Below are 17,338 nucleotides of genomic sequence, written 5' to 3' on the forward strand. Positions count from 1 at the left end.
TGGGCTTCGCTGCGCTCAACCCGACCTACGGACCTGCGTAAGTTGGGTTGAGACGGCGCCATCATCGAAGCCCAACAGCCCCGGCATCCGCTAGCGCTTCGGCGCCTTGCCCTGGGGTTTGCCGGGTGCCGCGGGTTGCGGGCGTTCCAGCAGGGCCAGCAGCTGTTCCGGCGGGACTTCCTGGCCGTTGAGCAACAGCCGCCCGGCGCTGTAATTCAGGGTAGCCACCAGATCCTCGCCTTCGGCCTTGAGCAGGCCGCTGTTGAGGCCGATGCCGGCCAGGGCTTCGGCGGTGGCCTGGGCCTGTTGCTGCATGGCCGGCTGGCTGCGCTGGGCGCCCGCCTGGAACAGGACGCCATCCACCAGGCTGCCCCGCGCCACCGACAGGCGCGCCTCGAGACCTGCCAGCAGTTGGGCCGCGAGTTGCTCCGGTGGCAGATCGTAGGTCGCCGGCTTGGCCAGGGTCAGGTCCAGGCGCAGGCGGTTGCTGCCGCCGGGGGTGTCGAGACGCAGCTCGTCCACCACCAGCTGGGGACGCGCGGCGAGCACATCGCCGAGATGCTGCTGCAGGGTCGCCTGGGTGGTGGGATCGAGACCTTGCTCGGTATCCAGCTGCAGGTGCTGCAGCAGCGCATTGAGCTGAGCCAGCGCCGGGCTGTCGAGATTGCTGTAGTGACTGCGCAGGGTCGCCTTGCCCAGGGTCTGGCCGGCGATATCGAGCTGGCCGAGGCTGGCGTTGAGCGTGCCCGTCAGCTGCTGGCCCTGTTGTTGGGTGTCGCCCTGAAGCTGCAGATCCCGCAACTCGACCGCGGGCTTGCCGGGCATGGCCAGCAGCAGGCGGCCGAGGCGCAGCTGACCCGGGCCGAGCCAGAAGCCATCGGCATTGCGGCGATTGTCGCCGGTCAAGGCGAAGCCTTCGGTCTCCAGCTTGGCCCAGCCCTCCGGCGTGCGCACATTGAGGCTGAATTGGCCGACCGTGCTGTCCAGGCGCAGTCGGCTGGCCTCCATGTCGGTAGCGAAGGTGGCAGTCAGGCCGGAGAAGGCCACCGCGCCCTGGGGCTGGTCCAGGTGCAGGGCGGCCAGGGTCAGACCGCCGTCCACCGTGCGGTCGTAGCCCAGGGTGGCGTCGAGCCGCACGGGTTCGGCGCCCTTGGCCAGGGTGAAGAGATCGGCGGTGAGCGGCGTGCGCGCCAGGGTGAAGCGGTTGACCGCCATGACCGGCGCCAGCTGCAGGGATTTGAGGCGGGTCAGGGGGAAGGGACCGTGCTGGATGTCGTCGAGCACTCGCAGCACTTCCACGGGCGGGCGGTCCTCGGCCTGCACGCTCAGGCTGAAGGTGGCGGTGCTGCTGAAGACACCGCGCTGCAGCTCGACCAGTTGCAGCTGCAAGGGGTACTCGGGCAGTTGCGCCTGCAGGGCCAGCTGGGCCTGGCTCGCGGCCTGGCGCAATTCGCCTTCCAGCCGGGTACCGGTGTACCAGGCGCCGCCCACGGCGGTACCGACGACCACCAGGGTCACGCCGGCGAGGGTGGTAAGTAGCGGTTTCTTCATGGCGACCAAATCCCTTTGTATGAGGCACACGGCGGCGCGCGGCCGATTGGAAGCGGAGTGTACGAGAGCGCCGGGTGGATGCCGAGGGGGAGAGGCCGGGATCGGCTCGCCGGAGCGCAGACTGTGATGGCTTTCCGGCGACGTCGGCGCCGAGTCGACGACCGCGGCGGTGGGTGCTAGCGTGCCGCGATCCCCACTGCCGGAACCTCCGCCATGACCGCTTTCCCGTGCCTGCCTGCCGTTTCCATTCGTTCACTGCCGGGGGTGCCGGCATGAGCAGTCAGCGTCCGGTCGATGGCCTGCAACTTCCCGCCGAACTCCTGGCTCGTGCCGAGGCGCTGCTGGCCCAGGGTGGACGTCGCCTGCTGGGCATCGCGGGCACTCCGGGCGCGGGCAAGTCGACCGTGGCCGAGTTGCTGGCGGCGGCGCTCGGCGAGCGTGCCGTGGTGGTGCCCATGGACGGCTATCACCTGGCCAATCGCGAGCTGGCGCGTCTGGATCGCGCGCAACGCAAGGGCGCGCCGGACACCTTCGATGCGCGCGGTTATCGCGCCCTGTTGCAGCGCCTGAAGACGCCGGTGGCCGGGGAAACCGTCTATGCGCCGCTGTTCAATCGCGAGATCGAAGAGCCCATTGCCAATGCCATTCCGGTCCACGCCGAGACCCAGCTGGTGATCAGCGAGGGCAACTACCTGCTGCTGACGCAGGCGCCCTGGAGCGATGTCGCCGAGGTGTTCGACGAGTGCTGGTATGTGCGCGTCGATCCCGCGGAGCGTCGCGAGCGGCTGGTCGCCCGCCACATGCATTTCGGCCGCAGCCGCGCGGACGCCGAGGCCTGGGTGGAAAGCACCGACGAGCCCAATGCGCGACTGATCGACGGCGATCGGGCGCGGGCGGATCTGGTGGTGGAGTGGCGGGGCTAGGGCACCGGGGACCCGGCTCCGCCTGCGTGTCGCCCGGGGCGCCCTGAAGGGCGGGTCAGAAACCCCCGCCGGCATCCAGCCAGGCCTGCTCCTCCGGCGTATTGAGCCGCCCCAGCGCCCGGTTGCGGTGCGGGAAGCGACCGAAGCGGGCGATCACCTCCAGGTGGGCCTCGGCATAGCGCCGGTAGTGCTCGATGCCCAGGTCCGCGAACAAGGCGAGCGAGCGCTGCTGATCGGCCAGGACTTCGGAGTGCTCGAACGGCAGATAGAAAAAGGCGCGCAACTCGGCTTCGACCTGCTGATCCAGACCGGCGTCGAGCGCCTGTCGCGCCTGCTGCAGGGCCAGGCCGTCGGTGGCGAAGGCGTGGCCGCTGTGGCGGAAGATGTTGCGCGGGATCTGGTCGAGCAGCAGGCACAGGGCCAGGGCGCCTTCGGCACCTTCGATCCAGTCATCGCACTCACGGCGGCTGGCAGCGAAGTGCAAGGCCTCGAAACGCGCGCGGCACTCGGCGTCGAAGGCAGGGCCGCCATTGAACCACTGGCGCCGGCCGGCGGCGCGCCAGAAGGAGACGACTTCGGCTGGATTCATTGCTTGCTCCCTGTCTGATCGGGTTCCACGTGGAACCCCTCAGCCCCGGCCCACATAGGGCATCTTGGTCGCCATCACCGTGAGGGTCTGGACGTTGGCGTCCAGCGGCAGGCTGGCCATGTAGCGGACGGCGTCGGCGACATGCCGGACGTCCATGCGCGGCTCCACCGCGGTGCTGCCATCGGCCTGGAGCACACCGTTGGCCATGCGCTCGGTCATCTCGGTGGCGGCGTTGCCGATATCGATCTGGCCGCAGGCGATATCGAAGGCGCGGCCGTCGAGGGCCAGGGCCTTGGTCAGCCCGGCCACGGCGTGCTTGGTGGCGGTGTAGGGCGCGCTGAAGGGCCTGGGCGTGTGCGCCGAGATGGAGCCGTTGTTGATGATGCGTCCGCCACGGGGTGTCTGCGCGCGCATCAGGGCGAAGGCCGCGCGGCTGCAGAGAAAGACGCCGGTGAGGTTGGTGTTGACCGCCCGGTGCCAGGCGTCCAGTTCCAGCTCGTCGATGGGCACCGCCGGGGCACCGACGCCGGCATTGTTGAACAGCAGGTCCAGGCGGCCGTAGGTGTCGCGGATGCGGGCGAACAGCGCCTCGACGCTGGCGGCATCGGTGACGTCGCAGGGTACCGCCAGGGCTTCGCCGCCCTGTTGCCGGGCTTCTTCGGCGAGCGCCTCCAGGGGTTCGGCGCGGCGGGCGGCAAGGACCACGCGGAAGCCGTCCTGCAGCAGACCGAGGGCGACAGCGCGGCCGATGCCCTGGGAGGCACCGGTGACGAGGGCGATGGGGTGGGCGGTGGTCATGGGCGGTCCTTGGGCGGGGGAGGGGCTTCCAAGGCTAGCAGGTAGGGAGGGGTGGTGGGTGGGCCCTCACCCTAGCCCTCTCCTAGGGGGAGAGGGGACGGTTGCGGTGTGTTGGGGAGGTAAGTGGTCACCGGTAGCCCCTGTAGGCTCAGCGCAGCCTGAAGTCGGTCGCCACCAGGATCGCCTGGCCGGAGGGTCGCGCGCGCAGGCGGTCGAGGTAGGCGGCGAGGCGGGGCCAAGTCGTCTGCCAGTGGAGGTCCGGCAGGGGCTCCAGGTAGTCGAGCATGGGCGCCAGCAGGGCGTCGGGCAGGCTGAAGTCGGCGCCACAGAGAAAGCTCTGGTCGCCCAGCTGGCGATCGAGCACGGCCAGGGTTGCGTCGACGTCGGCCAGGGCGCGCTGCTGCTCTTCCAGCGTCCGGAAGGGAGCGGGTCGTGGCCCGGCGACGCGCAGCAGATAGCGACGGACCAGGCGGGTATCCACGGTGGTGAGCAGGGCGCTGCTCCAGGCGTCCTGCTCCGGATTGCCGCCGCGCTCCGGCGAGAGCCGACGATCGAGATGGCGGCAGATGGCGAGGGTCTCGAAGAGGCGCAACTCGCCGTCGAGCAGCACCGGCGCCTGGCCGAAGGGGTGCAGCGCCAGGTGGGCCTCGCTGCGCCAGGCGATGGCCTGGCCGTCAGGGGCGAGGCCACAGGGGAGCTCCAGGCCCTGTTCCAGGGCATGGAGGCGCACGCTGCGCACCAGGGTGCTGAAGGCGGGACCGAAGAGATAGGGCGTCATGCTGCAGGCTCCTTGCAAAGAAGGCTGCATGGTGGCAAAGGAGACCTTATGTTCAAGAACATAATCTGGAGTAGCCATGGCCTGGCCCCTTGATCAGCGCGAGCAGACCCGCCAGCGCATCCTCGACAGCGCCGCTCGCCTGTTCGCCCTCCGCGGCTTCGATGCGGTCGGACTCGATGACCTGATGGCCGATGCCGGTCTCACCCGCGGCGCCTTCTATCACCACTTCCGCACCAAGACCGAAGTCTATGACCAGGCCATCGCCTATGCTGCCCAGGTCGGCAGCGCCCGGCTCGACGGTCTCGGTAGCGAAGGCCTCGGGCAACTGGTCGAGCATTACCTGAGTCGCGAGCACGCCGAGGGCGAAGCGCTGCGCTGTCCGCTGGCCTTTCTGGCGGCCGACGTCACCCATCGGGAGGCCGCCATCCGTGGTAGCTATACCCGCTTCTTCGCGCGCTTCGTCAGCCGGCTGGAGCGGGATTTGCTAGGACCGCCGGCGCAGCGGCGCGCCCGGGCGCTGCAGCTGGCCACCACCCTGATCGGTGGTGTGGCCCTGGCGCGGGCGCTGGATGACGAGGGCCTGTCCGAGGAACTGCTGGCAGCCTGTCGCCAGGGCGCCCGGGGCCTGCTGGAAGAGGGCGGTGATTTGGCAGCGGCGACCGGCTAGGCGACACTGGCGGCTCCTTCGTCAGCCGGAGTCACCCATGCAGATTCGCCCCCTCGCCGCCGCCGATTTCGACCAGGTCTGGCCGCTGATCCAGCAGGTCGCCCAGGCCCGGGAGACCTACGCCTACGACCCGGACCTGACCCGCGACGACGCCTGGCGCCTCTGGGTGGAGCTGCCGCGGGCGACCTTCGTCGCCGAGCGCGACGGTCAGCTGCTCGGCAGCTACTACCTCAAGGCCAATGCCATGGGGCCGGGCGATCACGTCTGCAATTGCGGCTACATGGTCGCTCCCGCTGCCCGTGGCCAGGGCGTGGCCGGTGCTCTCTGCGAGCACTCCGTGCAGGTGGCTCGCGAACTGGGCTTCCAGGCCATGCAGTTCAACTCGGTGGTGGCCAGCAACCAGGTGGCGGTGCGGCTCTGGCAGAAACACGGCTTCGAGATCGTCGGTACCCTGCCCAGGGCCTATCGCCATGCCAGCCTGGGGCTGGTGGATTGCCTGGTGATGTATCGCTGGCTGGCGGACTAGCGCCACTCGCTCAACACGGCCCGCAGCGAGGCCGGCAGCATGGGGCCGTGGCCCAGGTCTTCGAGCACCTCGTAGCGCACCCGGATGCCGGGGAGCTGGCCGAGGCGGTCGGCCAGGCGCCGGGTGGCATCGGCGGGGACCTCGCTCTGGAAGTGCGCGGGCAGCTCGCGTTCGGCGCCGCCCTGCAGCAGCACCAGGCGGGCCGGATGGGCCTTGAAACGCTCCTTTAGCTGCTCATCACTCTGAGGTAGTACGGTGGGGCTCCACCACAGCGAGGGACTCACGGCGTAGCCCTGGGCGAAGGCGTCCGGGCGGGTGAGCAGGGCGTGGAGGACGAACAGCCCGCCCAGGGAATGCCCCCAGAGCGCGCGCTGGCCATGATCCAGCGGCACCTGCCGCGCCACCGCCGGTTCCAGGCGTTCCAGCAGCCAGGCGAGAAAGACGTCGGCGCCGCCGGTGGCCAGCTCGCGGAAGCGTTCGCTGGTAGGCGCGGATGGCGTGTAGTCGTAGGCCCGGCCGGGGCCGTCGATGCGCTTGCCGCCCGTGTAGCCCACCGCGACCAGCACGGGCGGATGGGGCCGCCTGGCCAGGGTATCGAGCAACTCGGCGTTCAGCCCGCCCAGGGCGGCGTTGCCGTCGAGCAGGTAGAGCACCGGATAGCCGGCGGCCGGTGCCGGGGTGGCGGGTCGGGCGATCCATATCTGGTAGTGGCGGGCGCCATCGACGGAATCCAGTTGGAGTTCGCTGAAGGCATAGCCGTGGCCTGGCTGCTGCAGCACCTGGGCGTCCATGGGCTGATCGATGGGACGGGCCCGGCCGGGAGCGGCGAGGGCGAGCAGCAGCGGCAGGGCCAGCCAGGCGCTGTGACGGACGGAACGGGGCAAAGGCGGCATCGGCGAACAAGACTCATTTCCAATGGAGCGGTCGAGCCTACCGGTCTCTGCCCCCGCTCGCCATACTGGTCAGGACTTCCCGTTGCCAGGACATCCCATGCATCACCCTCATCTGCTGTTCGATCTCGATGGCACCCTCACCGATTCGCGCCTGGGCATCACCCGGGCGATCCAGGTGGCGCTGCGCGCCGAGGGGATCGAGGAGCCCGATCTGCGCAGGCTGGAAGTCTTCATCGGCCCGCCGCTGCTGCAGAGCTTCATGACCCATTACGGCTTCGACGAGGCGCGGGCCTGGCGCGCGGTGGAGGCCTATCGGGGGTATTTTCGCGCCACCGGTCTCTATGAGAACGAGGTCTATGCGGGCATCCGCGAGTTGCTGGCCGAGTTGCAGGCGGCCGGACGGCGGCTCTATCTGGTGACGGCCAAGCCGCGGGTGTTCGCCGTGGAGATCCTCAGGCACTTCGCCCTGGCGGAATTCTTCACCGCGCTGCATGGCAGCGAGCTGGATGGCACCCGCGCCGACAAGACCGAACTGCTGCGTTTCGTGCTGGAAACCGAAGGCCTGGCGCCGGAAAGCTGCCTGATGCTGGGTGACCGCGAGCACGACCTGATCGCCGCCCAGGCCAACGGCGTGGCGGCGGTGGCGCTGGGCTATGGCTTCGGCAGTCGGGAAGAGCTGGAGCGCCAGCGCCCGGCCTTTCACTTCCACAGCGTGGCGGCCCTGCGCCAGGGCTTCGGCCTCTAGCTGGGCGCACCGACCTGCGCGGCGGTGGCCGGCAGGTCGTGGGGCGCGCCGGGGATCAGCCGCAGGTGGCGGTCTGCACCACCAGGCTGGCGCTGGTGGTGATGGTCAGGCGCTGGGAATTGAAGTCCATGGTCATGGGGTCCTGCGGACGGACCACCCGGACGACCTGGGCACCGGCGCGCTGCCGGCCTTCTTCGGCCAGGGCCGGGGAGAGGGCCTTGCCGACCAGATCCTGGACCGCATCGGAGTTGCAACGGCCACTGCTGCTGACGGCGCCGCTCGGGGCCGAGGAGGCCGCCGCCGGGCTGCTCTGGGTTTCGTGCGAGCCGCAACCGGCCAGCAGGGTGAAGAGCGCGGCACCAGCCAGCAGGAGGGAAGTCTTGGAGCTCATGAGTTCGCCTTTTCGATCGTGGGAGAAGGAACCTTAACCCGTACGGGCCTCCTCATGGACCCCTCAAGGGCGGGCATTGTTACAAAGCGCGATACAGAAGACGTTGAGAGACCTGGCTGACCAGTCGTCCCGCAGGAATAAAGTTAATAAAGATAACGTTCGGTAATCGGCCAAATTCGGTCCGGATGGCTTGATCCATTTCTGCCATCGACCATCATCGAGCCAGGGCCAAGCCGCCCTCTGGTGACGACAACAACAACAAAGGGACACCCGCCATGTCAGCTCGCTATCCAACCACCCTCCCTCCTGACCGCTACCCGATCCGCGCCCGCTAGGCCCTGATCCGCGCGCCCCGGCGGCGCCTTCCGCTTCCCCAGTCAGGACGGTCATCTCATGTCTTTTTCGCGCTCGCTTCCGGCCCGCGCACGGGCCCGCTCGTGCCTCGCCTTTACCACTCTCGCCTCCTTGCTCGCCAGCCAGGGCCTGCTCGCCGCGCCTTCCACCACCCTGGAAAGCGCGCGGCCCAAGCCGCTCAACAGCCTGGAGACCGCGCGTCCCCTGCCGCCCGGACCGCCGCGCTGGGCCGAGGACTATCGCTTTCTCGACGATCCGCAAAAGCGCACCGACCCCTTCGACGGGCTGCGCTACCAGCGCCTCGGCGACGCGGCCTGGCTGCAGACCGGCGGCGAGGCGCGCTATCGCTTCGACAGCATCCGCAATCCGGTCTTTGGCCGGCGCGGGGTGGCCACCGATCACTACATCCAGCAGCGCCTGCAGCTGCACGCCGACCTGCACCTGTTCGACGACGCCGTGCGCGCCTTCGTCCAGCTGGAAAACACCCGCGCCTGGAACAAGGCGCTCTACGGGCCCTACGACCAGAGCCGCACCGAGCTGCACCAGGCCTTCATCGACCTCAACACGCCGCTGGCCGGCGGCAAGCTGATGACCCGCATCGGTCGCCAGGAGCTGGGCTATGGCAACCAGGCCTTCGTCACCTACCGCGACGCCCGCAACATCCGCCTCAACTTCGACGGCCTGCGCCTGGCCTGGAGTCGCCCGGACGGCTACCGGCTGGACGCCTTCGGCCTGAGGCCCGTGGTGACCGGCGAAGACAGCTTCGACGATGGCTCCAACAACGCGGTCAAGTTCTATGGCCTCTACGGCACCCTGCCGCTGGCCGGGCCGCTCAAGCTGGATGTCTACGGCTTCGGCCTGGAGACCGACCAGCGCACCCTGGACGGCCTGACCGGCGCGGAAAAGCGCTACACCGCCGGCTTCCGCCTGTTCGGCAACGCCGGTCCCTGGGACTGGAGCTGGGACCTGGCCGGGCAGGGCGGGCATCTGGCCGGCGCCCAGATCCGCGCCTGGGGCCTGAGCAGCGAAACCGGCTATCGCCTGGGCGGCGCCTGGAAGCCGCGGCTGGCCCTACGGGTGGACGCCGCCAGCGGCGATCACGGGCTGGGCGACGACCGCGTCGGCACCTTCGATCCGCTCTATCCGAAGAACGGCTTCTATGGCGACTCCGGTCTCACCACCCTGGCCAACCTCTATCTGGTCGGCCCGCTGCTGACCCTGGCGCCGCGGCCGACCCTGCAGCTGGAGAGCGGGCTGTTCGGCGTCTGGCGGCAGAGCACCGAAGACGGCGTCTACCTGCCGGGCATGACCACGGTGCCGGGCACCGCGGCCAGTTCGGCGCGCAAGGCCGGCACCCTCTGGCGCAACAACCTGCGCTGGATGCCTACCGCCAACCTGACCCTGGATCTGGAATACAGCTACTTCCAGGCCGGCGCCGCCGTGCGTCAGGCCGATGGCGACGACACCAGCTTCCTGATGGCCGCCACCACCTTCCGCTTCTGAGGAGTCCACCATGCGCCTGCTCTCGACCGTTCCGCCCGGGGCCCGCCTGACCCTGCTGCTGTGCTTCATCGTCGCCCTGCTGGAGGGCATGGACCTCCAGGCCATGGGCATCGCCGCCCCGGCCATGGCCAAGGCCTTCGGCTTCCAGCCGGGGCAGATGGGCCTGGTGTTCAGCGCCAGCATCCTCGGCCTGCTGCCCGGCGCCTTCATCGGCGGCTGGTGCGCCGATCGCATCGGCCGTAAGAAGGTGCTGATCGCCTGCGTGCTGATCTTCGGGGTCTTCTCGGTGGCCACCGCCCATGTCTGGAGTCTGGAGAGCCTGCTGCTGGCGCGGCTGCTCACCGGCATCGGCCTGGGCGGCGCCCTGCCCAATCTGATCGCGCTGTCCGCCGAGTCGGTGGACGAGCGCGCCCGCGCCACGGCGGTCAGCCTGATGTACTGCGGCGTGCCCCTGGGTGGCGCCCTGGCGGCGGTGGTGGGGCTGCTGGACGTCGGCCGCTGGCAGACGGTGTTTTATGTCGGCGGCCTGGCGCCGCTGCTGGTGGCGCCGCTGCTCGGACGCTACCTGGCGGAGACCGCCGGCTTTCTGCGCAATCGAGGCGGACCTCAGGCGAGCGGCTCGCGCGGGGCCTGGCTGGGCGCCATCCCGCTGTCGACCACTCTGCTGCTGTGGCTGGGCTATTTCTTCACCCTCACGGTGATGTACATGCTGCTCAACTGGCTGCCGTCGCTGCTGGTGGGCCAGGGCTTCAGCCGCGGCCAGGCGGTGGGGGTGCAGATCCTCTTCAACCTGGGCGGCGGCATCGGCTCGGTGCTGTTCGGCCTGCTCATGGATCGCTGGCGGCCACGGCTGACGGTGCTGGCCATCTACCTGGGCATCCTGCTGGGGCTGGCCGGGCTGGGTCTGGCCAAGGCCTATCCACTGGTGGCCCTGGCCGGTTTCGCCGCCGGGCTGTTCGTGGTGGGTGGCCAACTGGTGCTCTATGCCCTGGCGCCGCAGCTCTATCCGGCGGCGGTACGGGCGACCGGGACCGGTGCGGCGGTGGCGGTCGGTCGTCTGGGCGCCATGGCCGGACCGCTGCTGGCGGGCCAGGTCCTGGCCCTGGGCGGTGGCGCGGCGACCCTGGTGGTGGCCACCACCCCGGCGGTGCTGGTGGCCGCGGGCGCGGTGCTGGCCCTGCTGCAACGGCGGACGGCGGCGCCCGCGGCGGCGGCCCGCGCCGAGGCGCCTGGTCATGCGTAACGGCATGGGGGCGCTCTACGACGACGTCCTGCTGCTGGATGGTGTGCGCACGCCCTGGACCGATCTGAATGGCGCCCTGGGGCAGGTATCGCCCACCGATCTGGGCATCGCCGTGGCGCGGGCGCTGCTGGCGCGCGGGCATGAGGCCGCGGCGGTGGATTCCGTGCTGGCCGGCTCGGTGGCCCAGGCCAGCTTCGATGCCTATCTGCTGCCGCGGCATATCGGCCTCTATGCCGGGGTGCCCGAGGCGGTGCCGGCGCTGCAGGTGCAACGGGTCTGCGGCACCGGCCTGGAGCTGCTGCGCCAGGCCGGCGATCAGTTGCAGAGCGGTCAGGCCAGCCAGGTGCTGTGCGTGGCGGCCGAGTCCATGACCCGCAATCCCATCGCCGCCTATACCCACCGCAGCGGCTTTCGCCTCGGCGCGCCGGTGGAATTCCACGACTTTCTCTGGGAGGCGCTCAAGGACCCGGCGGCCGGACTGGACATGATCGCCACCGCCGAGCGCCTGGCGCAGCGCCACGGCATCGCCCGCGAGGCCGTGGATGCCTGGGCGCTGCGCAGTTTCGAGCGGGCCCTGGCGGCCCAGCGCCAGGGCTGGTTCGTGGCAGAGATCGTGCCGGTGGCGGCGGCGCGCTTCGAGGCCACGGGCCTGGCGCCGCGGGAGTTGCGCCTGCCGCGGGGCTGCGCGGTGGTCGAGCATGACAGCCATCCACGGGAAACCTTGCGGGAGGCCCTGGCACGGCTGACGCCGGTGCATCCGGGCGGGGTCCAGACCGCCGGCAACAGTTGCGCGGTGGCCGACGGCGCCGCCGCCGTGCTGCTGGCGCGGGGCGCGGACGCCGCGTCGGTACGGGCACTGGCCTGGGTGCGCGGCAGTTGCGTGGTAGGCGTGCCGCCGGACGTCATGGGCAGCGGCCCGGTACCGGCCATCCAAAGCCTGCTCGACCGCGCCGGCCTGGCGCTGGAGGCCATCGACCGCCTGGAGATCAACGAAGCCCAGGGCGCCCAGCTGCTGGCGGTGCAGCGCGCCCTGGAGCTGGATCCGGCGCGGCTCAATGTGCATGGCGGCGCCATCGCCCTGGGGCATCCGCTGGCTGCCACCGGCCTGCGCCTGGCCATCACCCTGGCGCGTCAGCTGCGCGCCGAGGGGCTCAGGTACGGGGTAGCGGCGGTGTGCATCGGCGGTGGGCAGGGGATGGCGGTGCTGCTGGAGAATCCGGGGTGGCGGGGGCGTTAGGGGATGAGGCTAGGTGTGTTGGGCTTCGCTGCGCTCAGCCCAACCTACGAGGGTGCAGGGGCAGGCCGGATAGCCCCCTCTCCTCGGGGAGAGGGTTGGGGTGAGGGTAGCTTTCCACCCAACCTAAGAAGCCTCCACCGGCGGCACAACCAGGGGCGGGAAATGGATGGCCACGCGCAGGCCGTGGCCGCCGGTGGCGGTCGCCAGTTCGATGCCGGCATCGTGGGCGGTGGCGATGTCGCGGACGATGGCCAGGCCCAGGCCGGTGCCGTGGATGCCGCTGTCGAGGCGATAGAAACGCTCGAAGATCCGCTCGCGCTCCGCCTCGGGAATGCCCGGGCCGTCGTCTTCCACTTCCAGCACCGTGGCCCCGGCCTGGCCGCGCAGCCGCACCGTGACCTGACCGCCACGCGGGCTGTATCTGAGGGCGTTGTCGACCAGGTTGTCGAGCAGGTCGCGCAGCTGGAAGGCATTGCCCTGCACGGTCTGCGGCTCCAGTTCGTAGCCCAGGTCGATGCCGTGGCCATCGGCCTGGGACAACTGGCTGGGCATGGCTGCGCCGATCAGTTCGTCCAGCCGCAGGGGCCCGCGCGGCGGGCTTTCCAGCCGCGCGGTGGCGGCGCGGGCCAGGGTCAGCAACTGGTTGGTCTGGCGGGTCATGCGCTCGGTGGCGGCCTGGAGTTGCGCCAGGGCGGCGGCGCTTTCGGCATCGCCGGCATGGCGCTGGCGCAGCCACTGGGTCAGGGTGCTGATGCCGGCCAGCGGGGTGCGCAACTGGTGCGCCATGTCATCGAGAAAGGCGCGCTGGTTGCGCGCCCCCTCGCGGATGCGCAGCAGCAGACCGTTGAGCGCGGTGACGAAGGTGCCCAGTTCGCGCGGCGCACCCTCTTCGCGCAGTGGCGCCAGGTCATCGTAGTGGCGGCTGTCGAGCTGACGCTCCAGCCGTTCCAGGGGCTTGAGGCCCCGGCGTACCGCCCAGAGCAGCTGGGCAGCGATCAGCAGGGCGACCAGGATCTGCACCGCCACCAGGGTCAGCACCATGCGCTGCAGGGCGGCGGTGTGGCGACTCAGGGTCTGGGCCGCGCTGGCCACCACCGGTTGCCCGGCCACCACGCCCAGGCGGCCGACCATGAACACCGAGCGATCGTTGATGCGGGTGCGCAGGGCGGTGGTATGGCCGTCGCGCATCTCGTCGGTGATCTCCTGGACCGGCATGGCGGCATCGCCGAACAGCAGCTGGCCGTCGAGGCTGCGCACTGCCAGCCAGACGTGGTCGTGGCTGTTGTGGCGCAGCAGGTAGTCGGCTTCCGTCGGCAGCCACAGGCGGCCGTTGCCATCCACTTCCAGCTGTTCGAGCAGCAGGATCGCCGCATCGGTGAGATCGCCGTCCAGGGCGCTGAACGCCGGTTTGCGGGCGAACTGGTAGCTGACCACGGCGCCGCCGAGATTGACCAGCAGCACCGGCAGCACCAGCCATTTCAGCAGCCGCCGGCGCAGGCTGGGCGCGGTGGCGGTCATGGCGCGGCTTCTTCCAGGCGATAGCCGAAGCCGCGCACGGTGCGGATGCCGACCCCGGAGTCGGCCAGTTTCAACCGTAGCCGCGAGACATAGACCTCCACGGCGTTGTGGGTCAGGTCCTCGCTGCCCCAGGGGGCCAGGGCGTCGATGATCTGCTGCTTGGAGACCACCTTGCCGGCCTGGCGCAGCAGGTGTTCGAGCACCGCCCACTCGCGGGCCGAGAGATCCAGCGGGGTGTCGCCGAGGCGCGCCTGGTGGGCGGCGGTGTCCAGGCGCAGGGCGCCGAGGGCGAGGTCGGCGCTGTTCTGGCCACCGGCGCGGCGGACCAGCGCCTTGATCCGCGCCACCAGCTCGGGCACGGCGAAGGGCTTGACCAAATAGTCGTCGGCGCCCACCTCGAAGCCGTGCACCCGGTCGTCGATGGCGTCGCGGGCGGTGAGCAGCAGCACCGGCTGATCGCTGCCGCGCTGGCGCAGGCGGCGGACCACCTCGAAGCCGTCCAGGCCACCGGGCAGGCCGATGTCCAGCACCACCACGGCGAAGCGGGTGGTACGCAGCCAGGCGTCGGCCTCGGCGCCGTTGCGCAGGAGGTCGACCTGCATGCCATGGCCTTCCAGGACGCGGCGGATGCCGTCGGCCAGGGTGGCGTCATCTTCGACGAGCAGGATGTGCATGGGGGAGTCCTCGGATTCAACGCGGTTCGGTCGCCGTGCCGCCGATTATGCACAGGCTCTCAGCGCGGCAGGGTGCAGAAATCGCCCAGCGCCCGCACCAGGGCCAGGCGGTGGAGAGCATCGGGGTGTGCGGCGGCGAGATGGGCGGCGAGGGCGCGGTCCAGCTGCGCGGGGCAGTCCGCGGCGGCGCGCACTTCGCCGGTGGCGGCGAGACCGCCGAGCAGCCTGGCCTGGAGTTCGTTCAGCTGGGTTCTGAGTGCCGTTAGGTCCGTCGTGCTAGCGGGCAGCGGCTGTTCGGTGCGCCGCCAGGCCTGCAGCAGGCCGTATTGCACCAGCTTGTTGGCTTCCATCTGGGCGGCGAAAAAAATCTGGGCGGTGGCCGGGGAGACGCTGGCGGCGGGCGCCGCCTGGGCGACGTCCTGCAGCACCTGGCGTTCGCGGACTTCGTCCAGCACCGGCTTGCCGCTGTCGTGCTTGCTGCGGGCGACCTGATCGGCCAGCGTCAGGCGCTGGGCCATGGCGTCCAGCAGGGCCGGCAGCGGCGTCGGCGCGGCCTGGGCGCCGAGGGCGATACTCAAGAGCGGCAGGGCGAGCCAGCGAACACCCGACATGACGGACCTCCAGGGCAGGGAAAGGGCCCCGAAGCTCGCACGGGGTCGCGGAGTGGTCAAGATGAGCGGGGGCAGGGCGGTTGCGCGGGAATGAGGGCGTGGGGTAAGGGCGTCCGGCGTAGGGTGGAAAACCGCGGAGCGTTTTCCACGCGGGTGCCGTGCTCCCGTGGATGAGGCTGCGCCGTCATCCACGCTACGGAATCGCGCGCAGGCGGAGCCTGTGGCTTTGGTAGGTTGGGTTGAGACGGCGCCATCGTCGAAGCCCAACACGGCGGAGTCGAGCCTATGCTGAAGCGGCGCCCTCACCCCAGCCCTCTCCCAGGGGAGAGGGGGCAGAGCGGCGCGGGTGCCGTGCCTCCGTAGATGAGGCTGCGCCGTCATCCACGCTACGGGATCGACCGCAGGCGGTAGGTTCTGGCGGAGTCGAGCCTATGCCGGTGGCTTCGGGCGGAGCGGTTCCCTCACCCCAATCCTCTCCCAGGGGGAGAGGGGGGCGGAGCGAGCGTCCGGCGTAGGGTGGAAAACCGCGGAGCGTTTTCCACGCGGGTGCCGTGCCTCCGTGGATGAGGCTAGGCCTCCTGCGTCGCCCGTACCTCGGCGGTCAGGGCCTGGAGGCGGGCGTCGAGGGCGGTCAGGGCGCCGGCGTCGGCGGCGGTGTCCAGGCTCAGGCGCAGGGCGGCCAGCACCAGCAGCTCGATGGCATCACCGCGGCGGCGATCGCCCTGGATGGCGACCAGTTCGTCGCGCAGGCGGGCGGCGGCCTGTTGCAGGGCGGCGCGGTCGCCTTCGGCCACCTTGAAACGGTAGCGGCGACCAAGCACCTCCACCTCGTCGTCCGCGTTGGCGGTCGTCACTCGACGCTGGCCGCGTGGCGCTGCTCGGCGTCGGCGGCTACCGCCTGCTCGACGGACTGGGCGGAGAGCAGGGCCAGCAGGCCTTCCACGCGCTGGCGGGTGCTGGCGCCGTGTTCTTCCTGCTCCAGCAGACTCAGTTGCAGGGTGTCGTTTTCCTCGCGCGCGGCCAGCAGGGCCTGCTCCAGCTCCTGGGTGCGGGCGGTCAGGCGCTGGTTGTGCTGCAGCAGGCCGCGGATGGCGGTTTCCAGTTCGCTCAGGGTGTTGTCCAGCATGGGCGCGGTCGTCTCTCGTGTCAGGTTCGGGACTGCCAAGGCGGCAGGGGTCAGCATTCTAGGCCTCCCACCGACCACCGGCACCCCCTTCGTCACGGGCTAAGCCCTTGTTTTGCCAAGAGGTTCACGGGGGTGGCCAGCGAGCTGACCGGCTGTCAGGCAGTTGTCAGGTTGCGCTAAGGGGGCCGTAAGGCAAGACGCCTTAGCCTGGGCTCATCGCGTCGGCTGTCCTGTCCCGGCGCCCCTCGCTTCGGATGAGCCGCCATGACCGATCTGTCCCAGAGCACCGCCCCGCGTCAGCTGGACGAGCCTTTCCTGCCGTTCTCGCGGCCCAGCATCGGCGCCGAGGAAGTGGCCGCGGTGAGCAAGGTGCTGACCTCGGGCTGGATCACCACCGGGCCCCAGGCCAACCTGCTGGAAGAGCGCTTCGCCGATTCGGTGGGCGCCGCCCACGCCGTGGCCCTGTGCTCGGCCACCGCGGCCATGCACGTGACCCTGCTGGCGCTGGACATTGGCCCGGGCGACGAGGTGATCACCCCCTCGCTGACCTGGGTCTCCACCGCCAACATGATCACCCTGATCGGCGCCACCCCGGTGTTCGTCGACGTCGACCGCGACACCCTGATGGTCTCCGCCGAGCAGGTGGCCGCCGCCATCACCCCGCGCACCAAGGCCATCGTGCCGGTGCACTACGCCGGCGCCAGCTGTGACCTGACCCCGCTGCGCGCCCTGGCCCGCGAGCATGGCGTGGCCTTGATCGAGGACGCCGCCCACGCCGCCGGCACCCGCTACCAGGGCGAGTCCATCGGCCAGCGCGGCACCGCCATCTTCAGCTTTCACGCCATCAAGAACCTGACCTGCGCCGAAGGCGGCATGCTGGTGACCGACGACGCCACCCTGGCCGAGCGGGTGCGCCGCTTGAAATTCCACGGCCTGGCGGTGGATGCCTTCGACCGTCACGCCCTGGGCCGCAAGCCCCAGGCCCAGGTGCAGGAGCCCGGCTTCAAGTACAACCTCTCGGACATCCACGCCGCCCTGGCACTGGTACAGCTGGATCGCCTGGGCGACATCAACAGCCGCCGCCGGCTGCTGGCCCAGGCCTACACCCAGCGCCTGGCGCACCTGCCGGTCGCCCCACTTTCGCTGCCCGACTACGCCCAGACCCACGCCTGGCACCTCTACATCCTGCGCATCTGCCCCGAGCGGTGCGG

The 17,338-nt window shown here is 70.3% G+C and carries 19 protein-coding genes; 8 read left to right on the top strand and 11 right to left on the bottom strand.

What is annotated here, in order from left to right; genetic code table 11:
- Positions 1-90: 90 nt before the first annotated feature.
- Positions 91-1,551, bottom strand: coding sequence for a YdgA family protein (locus PVZ72_RS23975; protein WP_273863183.1), 1,461 nt, complete (start codon positions 1,549-1,551; stop codon positions 91-93).
- Positions 1,552-1,823: 272 nt separating this feature from the next.
- Between PVZ72_RS23975 and PVZ72_RS23980 the strand changes: the two genes are divergently transcribed.
- The gene (locus PVZ72_RS23980; protein ID WP_273863184.1) at positions 1,824-2,474 is read left to right on the top strand and encodes a nucleoside/nucleotide kinase family protein; all 651 of its coding nucleotides are present in this window, start codon (positions 1,824-1,826) and stop codon (positions 2,472-2,474) included.
- A gap of 55 nt (positions 2,475-2,529) precedes the next feature.
- Here PVZ72_RS23980 and PVZ72_RS23985 read toward each other — a convergent pair whose 3' ends face one another.
- The 3 genes from PVZ72_RS23985 to PVZ72_RS23995 all read right to left on the bottom strand — a co-directional run bounded on the left by PVZ72_RS23985 (position 2,530) and on the right by PVZ72_RS23995 (position 4,639).
- The gene (locus PVZ72_RS23985) at positions 2,530-3,063 is read right to left on the bottom strand and encodes a DUF924 family protein (protein WP_187980826.1); all 534 of its coding nucleotides are present in this window, start codon (positions 3,061-3,063) and stop codon (positions 2,530-2,532) included.
- Positions 3,064-3,102: 39 nt separating this feature from the next.
- A complete protein-coding gene (locus PVZ72_RS23990; protein ID WP_187980827.1) occupies positions 3,103-3,861 on the bottom strand; it encodes an SDR family oxidoreductase in 759 nt (252 codons plus the stop codon).
- Positions 3,862-4,009: 148 nt separating this feature from the next.
- Positions 4,010-4,639 (bottom strand): glutathione S-transferase family protein, encoded by a 630-nt coding sequence (locus PVZ72_RS23995; protein WP_273863185.1) that lies wholly within the window; start codon positions 4,637-4,639, stop codon positions 4,010-4,012.
- Between the two features lie 76 nt (positions 4,640-4,715).
- Here PVZ72_RS23995 and PVZ72_RS24000 point away from each other — a divergent pair, with 76 nt between their 5' ends.
- Both PVZ72_RS24000 and PVZ72_RS24005 read left to right on the top strand, forming a co-directional pair.
- On the top strand, positions 4,716-5,306 hold the full coding sequence (locus tag PVZ72_RS24000) for a TetR/AcrR family transcriptional regulator (RefSeq protein WP_273863186.1): 591 nt from the start codon (positions 4,716-4,718) through the stop codon (positions 5,304-5,306).
- Between the two features lie 37 nt (positions 5,307-5,343).
- Positions 5,344-5,832, top strand: coding sequence for a GNAT family N-acetyltransferase (locus PVZ72_RS24005; RefSeq protein ID WP_273863187.1), 489 nt, complete (start codon positions 5,344-5,346; stop codon positions 5,830-5,832).
- On the opposite strand, the gene PVZ72_RS24010 is transcribed toward PVZ72_RS24005, so the two are convergent.
- Positions 5,829-6,716 (bottom strand): alpha/beta hydrolase, encoded by an 888-nt coding sequence (locus PVZ72_RS24010; protein ID WP_273863188.1) that lies wholly within the window; start codon positions 6,714-6,716, stop codon positions 5,829-5,831. The genes PVZ72_RS24005 and PVZ72_RS24010 overlap by 4 nt on opposite strands.
- Positions 6,717-6,822: 106 nt before the next feature.
- On the opposite strand from PVZ72_RS24010, the gene PVZ72_RS24015 reads away from it, so the two are divergent.
- Entirely contained in the window at positions 6,823-7,470 is a 648-nt protein-coding gene (locus tag PVZ72_RS24015; RefSeq protein ID WP_273863189.1) for an HAD hydrolase-like protein, read from the top strand.
- Between the two features lie 55 nt (positions 7,471-7,525).
- On the opposite strand, the gene PVZ72_RS24020 is transcribed toward PVZ72_RS24015, so the two are convergent.
- A complete protein-coding gene (locus PVZ72_RS24020; RefSeq protein WP_187980831.1) occupies positions 7,526-7,861 on the bottom strand; it encodes an I78 family peptidase inhibitor in 336 nt (111 codons plus the stop codon).
- 393 nt (positions 7,862-8,254) lie between these two features.
- Here PVZ72_RS24020 and PVZ72_RS24025 point away from each other — a divergent pair, with 393 nt between their 5' ends.
- The 3 genes from PVZ72_RS24025 to PVZ72_RS24035 are packed head-to-tail and all read left to right on the top strand — an operon-like array spanning position 8,255 to position 12,198.
- Complete coding sequence (locus PVZ72_RS24025) at positions 8,255-9,718, top strand: alginate export family protein (protein WP_273863190.1); 1,464 nt, start codon at positions 8,255-8,257, stop codon at positions 9,716-9,718.
- Between the two features lie 10 nt (positions 9,719-9,728).
- Positions 9,729-10,961 (top strand): 3-(3-hydroxy-phenyl)propionate transporter MhpT, encoded by a 1,233-nt coding sequence (mhpT, locus tag PVZ72_RS24030; RefSeq protein WP_273863191.1) that lies wholly within the window; start codon positions 9,729-9,731, stop codon positions 10,959-10,961.
- Positions 10,954-12,198 (top strand): thiolase family protein, encoded by a 1,245-nt coding sequence (locus tag PVZ72_RS24035; RefSeq protein ID WP_273863192.1) that lies wholly within the window; start codon positions 10,954-10,956, stop codon positions 12,196-12,198. Before mhpT ends, PVZ72_RS24035 begins: the two co-directional genes overlap by 8 nt.
- Before the next feature lie 123 nt (positions 12,199-12,321).
- On the opposite strand, the gene PVZ72_RS24040 is transcribed toward PVZ72_RS24035, so the two are convergent.
- The 5 genes from PVZ72_RS24040 to PVZ72_RS24060 all read right to left on the bottom strand — a co-directional run bounded on the left by PVZ72_RS24040 (position 12,322) and on the right by PVZ72_RS24060 (position 16,184).
- A complete protein-coding gene (locus PVZ72_RS24040; RefSeq protein WP_273863193.1) occupies positions 12,322-13,716 on the bottom strand; it encodes a sensor histidine kinase in 1,395 nt (464 codons plus the stop codon).
- Positions 13,713-14,390 (bottom strand): response regulator transcription factor, encoded by a 678-nt coding sequence (locus tag PVZ72_RS24045; protein ID WP_133860350.1) that lies wholly within the window; start codon positions 14,388-14,390, stop codon positions 13,713-13,715. Before PVZ72_RS24045 ends, PVZ72_RS24040 begins: the two co-directional genes overlap by 4 nt.
- A 59-nt stretch (positions 14,391-14,449) precedes the next feature.
- A complete protein-coding gene (locus PVZ72_RS24050; RefSeq protein ID WP_273863194.1) occupies positions 14,450-15,001 on the bottom strand; it encodes a chorismate mutase in 552 nt (183 codons plus the stop codon).
- Between the two features lie 569 nt (positions 15,002-15,570).
- Positions 15,571-15,855 carry a cell division protein ZapA gene (gene zapA, locus PVZ72_RS24055; protein WP_158889594.1) on the bottom strand — a complete coding sequence of 95 codons (285 nt, stop codon included), beginning with the start codon at positions 15,853-15,855 and terminating at the stop codon, positions 15,571-15,573.
- Positions 15,852-16,184 (bottom strand): hypothetical protein, encoded by a 333-nt coding sequence (locus PVZ72_RS24060; RefSeq protein WP_273863195.1) that lies wholly within the window; start codon positions 16,182-16,184, stop codon positions 15,852-15,854. Before PVZ72_RS24060 ends, zapA begins: the two co-directional genes overlap by 4 nt.
- A 243-nt stretch (positions 16,185-16,427) precedes the next feature.
- Here PVZ72_RS24060 and PVZ72_RS24065 point away from each other — a divergent pair.
- On the top strand, positions 16,428-17,338 hold a 911-nt coding region (locus PVZ72_RS24065), incomplete at its 3' end, for an aminotransferase class I/II-fold pyridoxal phosphate-dependent enzyme (protein WP_273863200.1).

Origin of the sequence: Pseudomonas sp. LA5, from assembly GCF_028640825.1 — a bacterium.
GTDB lineage: Bacteria > Pseudomonadota > Gammaproteobacteria > Pseudomonadales > Pseudomonadaceae > Chryseomonas > Chryseomonas aestiva.

Excerpts from the sequence above, each read along its gene's own strand:
- PVZ72_RS24000 (WP_273863186.1), top strand. The coding sequence starts at position 4,716 with ATGGCCTGGCCCCTTGATCAGCGCGAGCAGACCCGCCAGCGCATCCTC.
- PVZ72_RS23995 (WP_273863185.1), bottom strand. The coding sequence starts at position 4,639 with ATGACGCCCTATCTCTTCGGTCCCGCCTTCAGCACCCTGGTGCGCAGC.
- PVZ72_RS24005 (WP_273863187.1), top strand. The coding sequence starts at position 5,344 with ATGCAGATTCGCCCCCTCGCCGCCGCCGATTTCGACCAGGTCTGGCCG.
- PVZ72_RS23975 (WP_273863183.1), bottom strand. The coding sequence starts at position 1,551 with ATGAAGAAACCGCTACTTACCACCCTCGCCGGCGTGACCCTGGTGGTC.
- PVZ72_RS24050 (WP_273863194.1), bottom strand. The coding sequence starts at position 15,001 with ATGTCGGGTGTTCGCTGGCTCGCCCTGCCGCTCTTGAGTATCGCCCTC.
- PVZ72_RS24045 (WP_133860350.1), bottom strand. The coding sequence starts at position 14,390 with ATGCACATCCTGCTCGTCGAAGATGACGCCACCCTGGCCGACGGCATC.
- PVZ72_RS23980 (WP_273863184.1), top strand. The coding sequence starts at position 1,824 with ATGAGCAGTCAGCGTCCGGTCGATGGCCTGCAACTTCCCGCCGAACTC.
- mhpT (WP_273863191.1), top strand. The coding sequence starts at position 9,729 with ATGCGCCTGCTCTCGACCGTTCCGCCCGGGGCCCGCCTGACCCTGCTG.
- PVZ72_RS24035 (WP_273863192.1), top strand. The coding sequence starts at position 10,954 with ATGCGTAACGGCATGGGGGCGCTCTACGACGACGTCCTGCTGCTGGAT.
- PVZ72_RS24060 (WP_273863195.1), bottom strand. The coding sequence starts at position 16,184 with ATGCTGACCCCTGCCGCCTTGGCAGTCCCGAACCTGACACGAGAGACG.
- PVZ72_RS23990 (WP_187980827.1), bottom strand. The coding sequence starts at position 3,861 with ATGACCACCGCCCACCCCATCGCCCTCGTCACCGGTGCCTCCCAGGGC.
- PVZ72_RS24020 (WP_187980831.1), bottom strand. The coding sequence starts at position 7,861 with ATGAGCTCCAAGACTTCCCTCCTGCTGGCTGGTGCCGCGCTCTTCACC.
- PVZ72_RS23985 (WP_187980826.1), bottom strand. The coding sequence starts at position 3,063 with ATGAATCCAGCCGAAGTCGTCTCCTTCTGGCGCGCCGCCGGCCGGCGC.
- PVZ72_RS24040 (WP_273863193.1), bottom strand. The coding sequence starts at position 13,716 with ATGACCGCCACCGCGCCCAGCCTGCGCCGGCGGCTGCTGAAATGGCTG.
- PVZ72_RS24025 (WP_273863190.1), top strand. The coding sequence starts at position 8,255 with ATGTCTTTTTCGCGCTCGCTTCCGGCCCGCGCACGGGCCCGCTCGTGC.
- PVZ72_RS24015 (WP_273863189.1), top strand. The coding sequence starts at position 6,823 with ATGCATCACCCTCATCTGCTGTTCGATCTCGATGGCACCCTCACCGAT.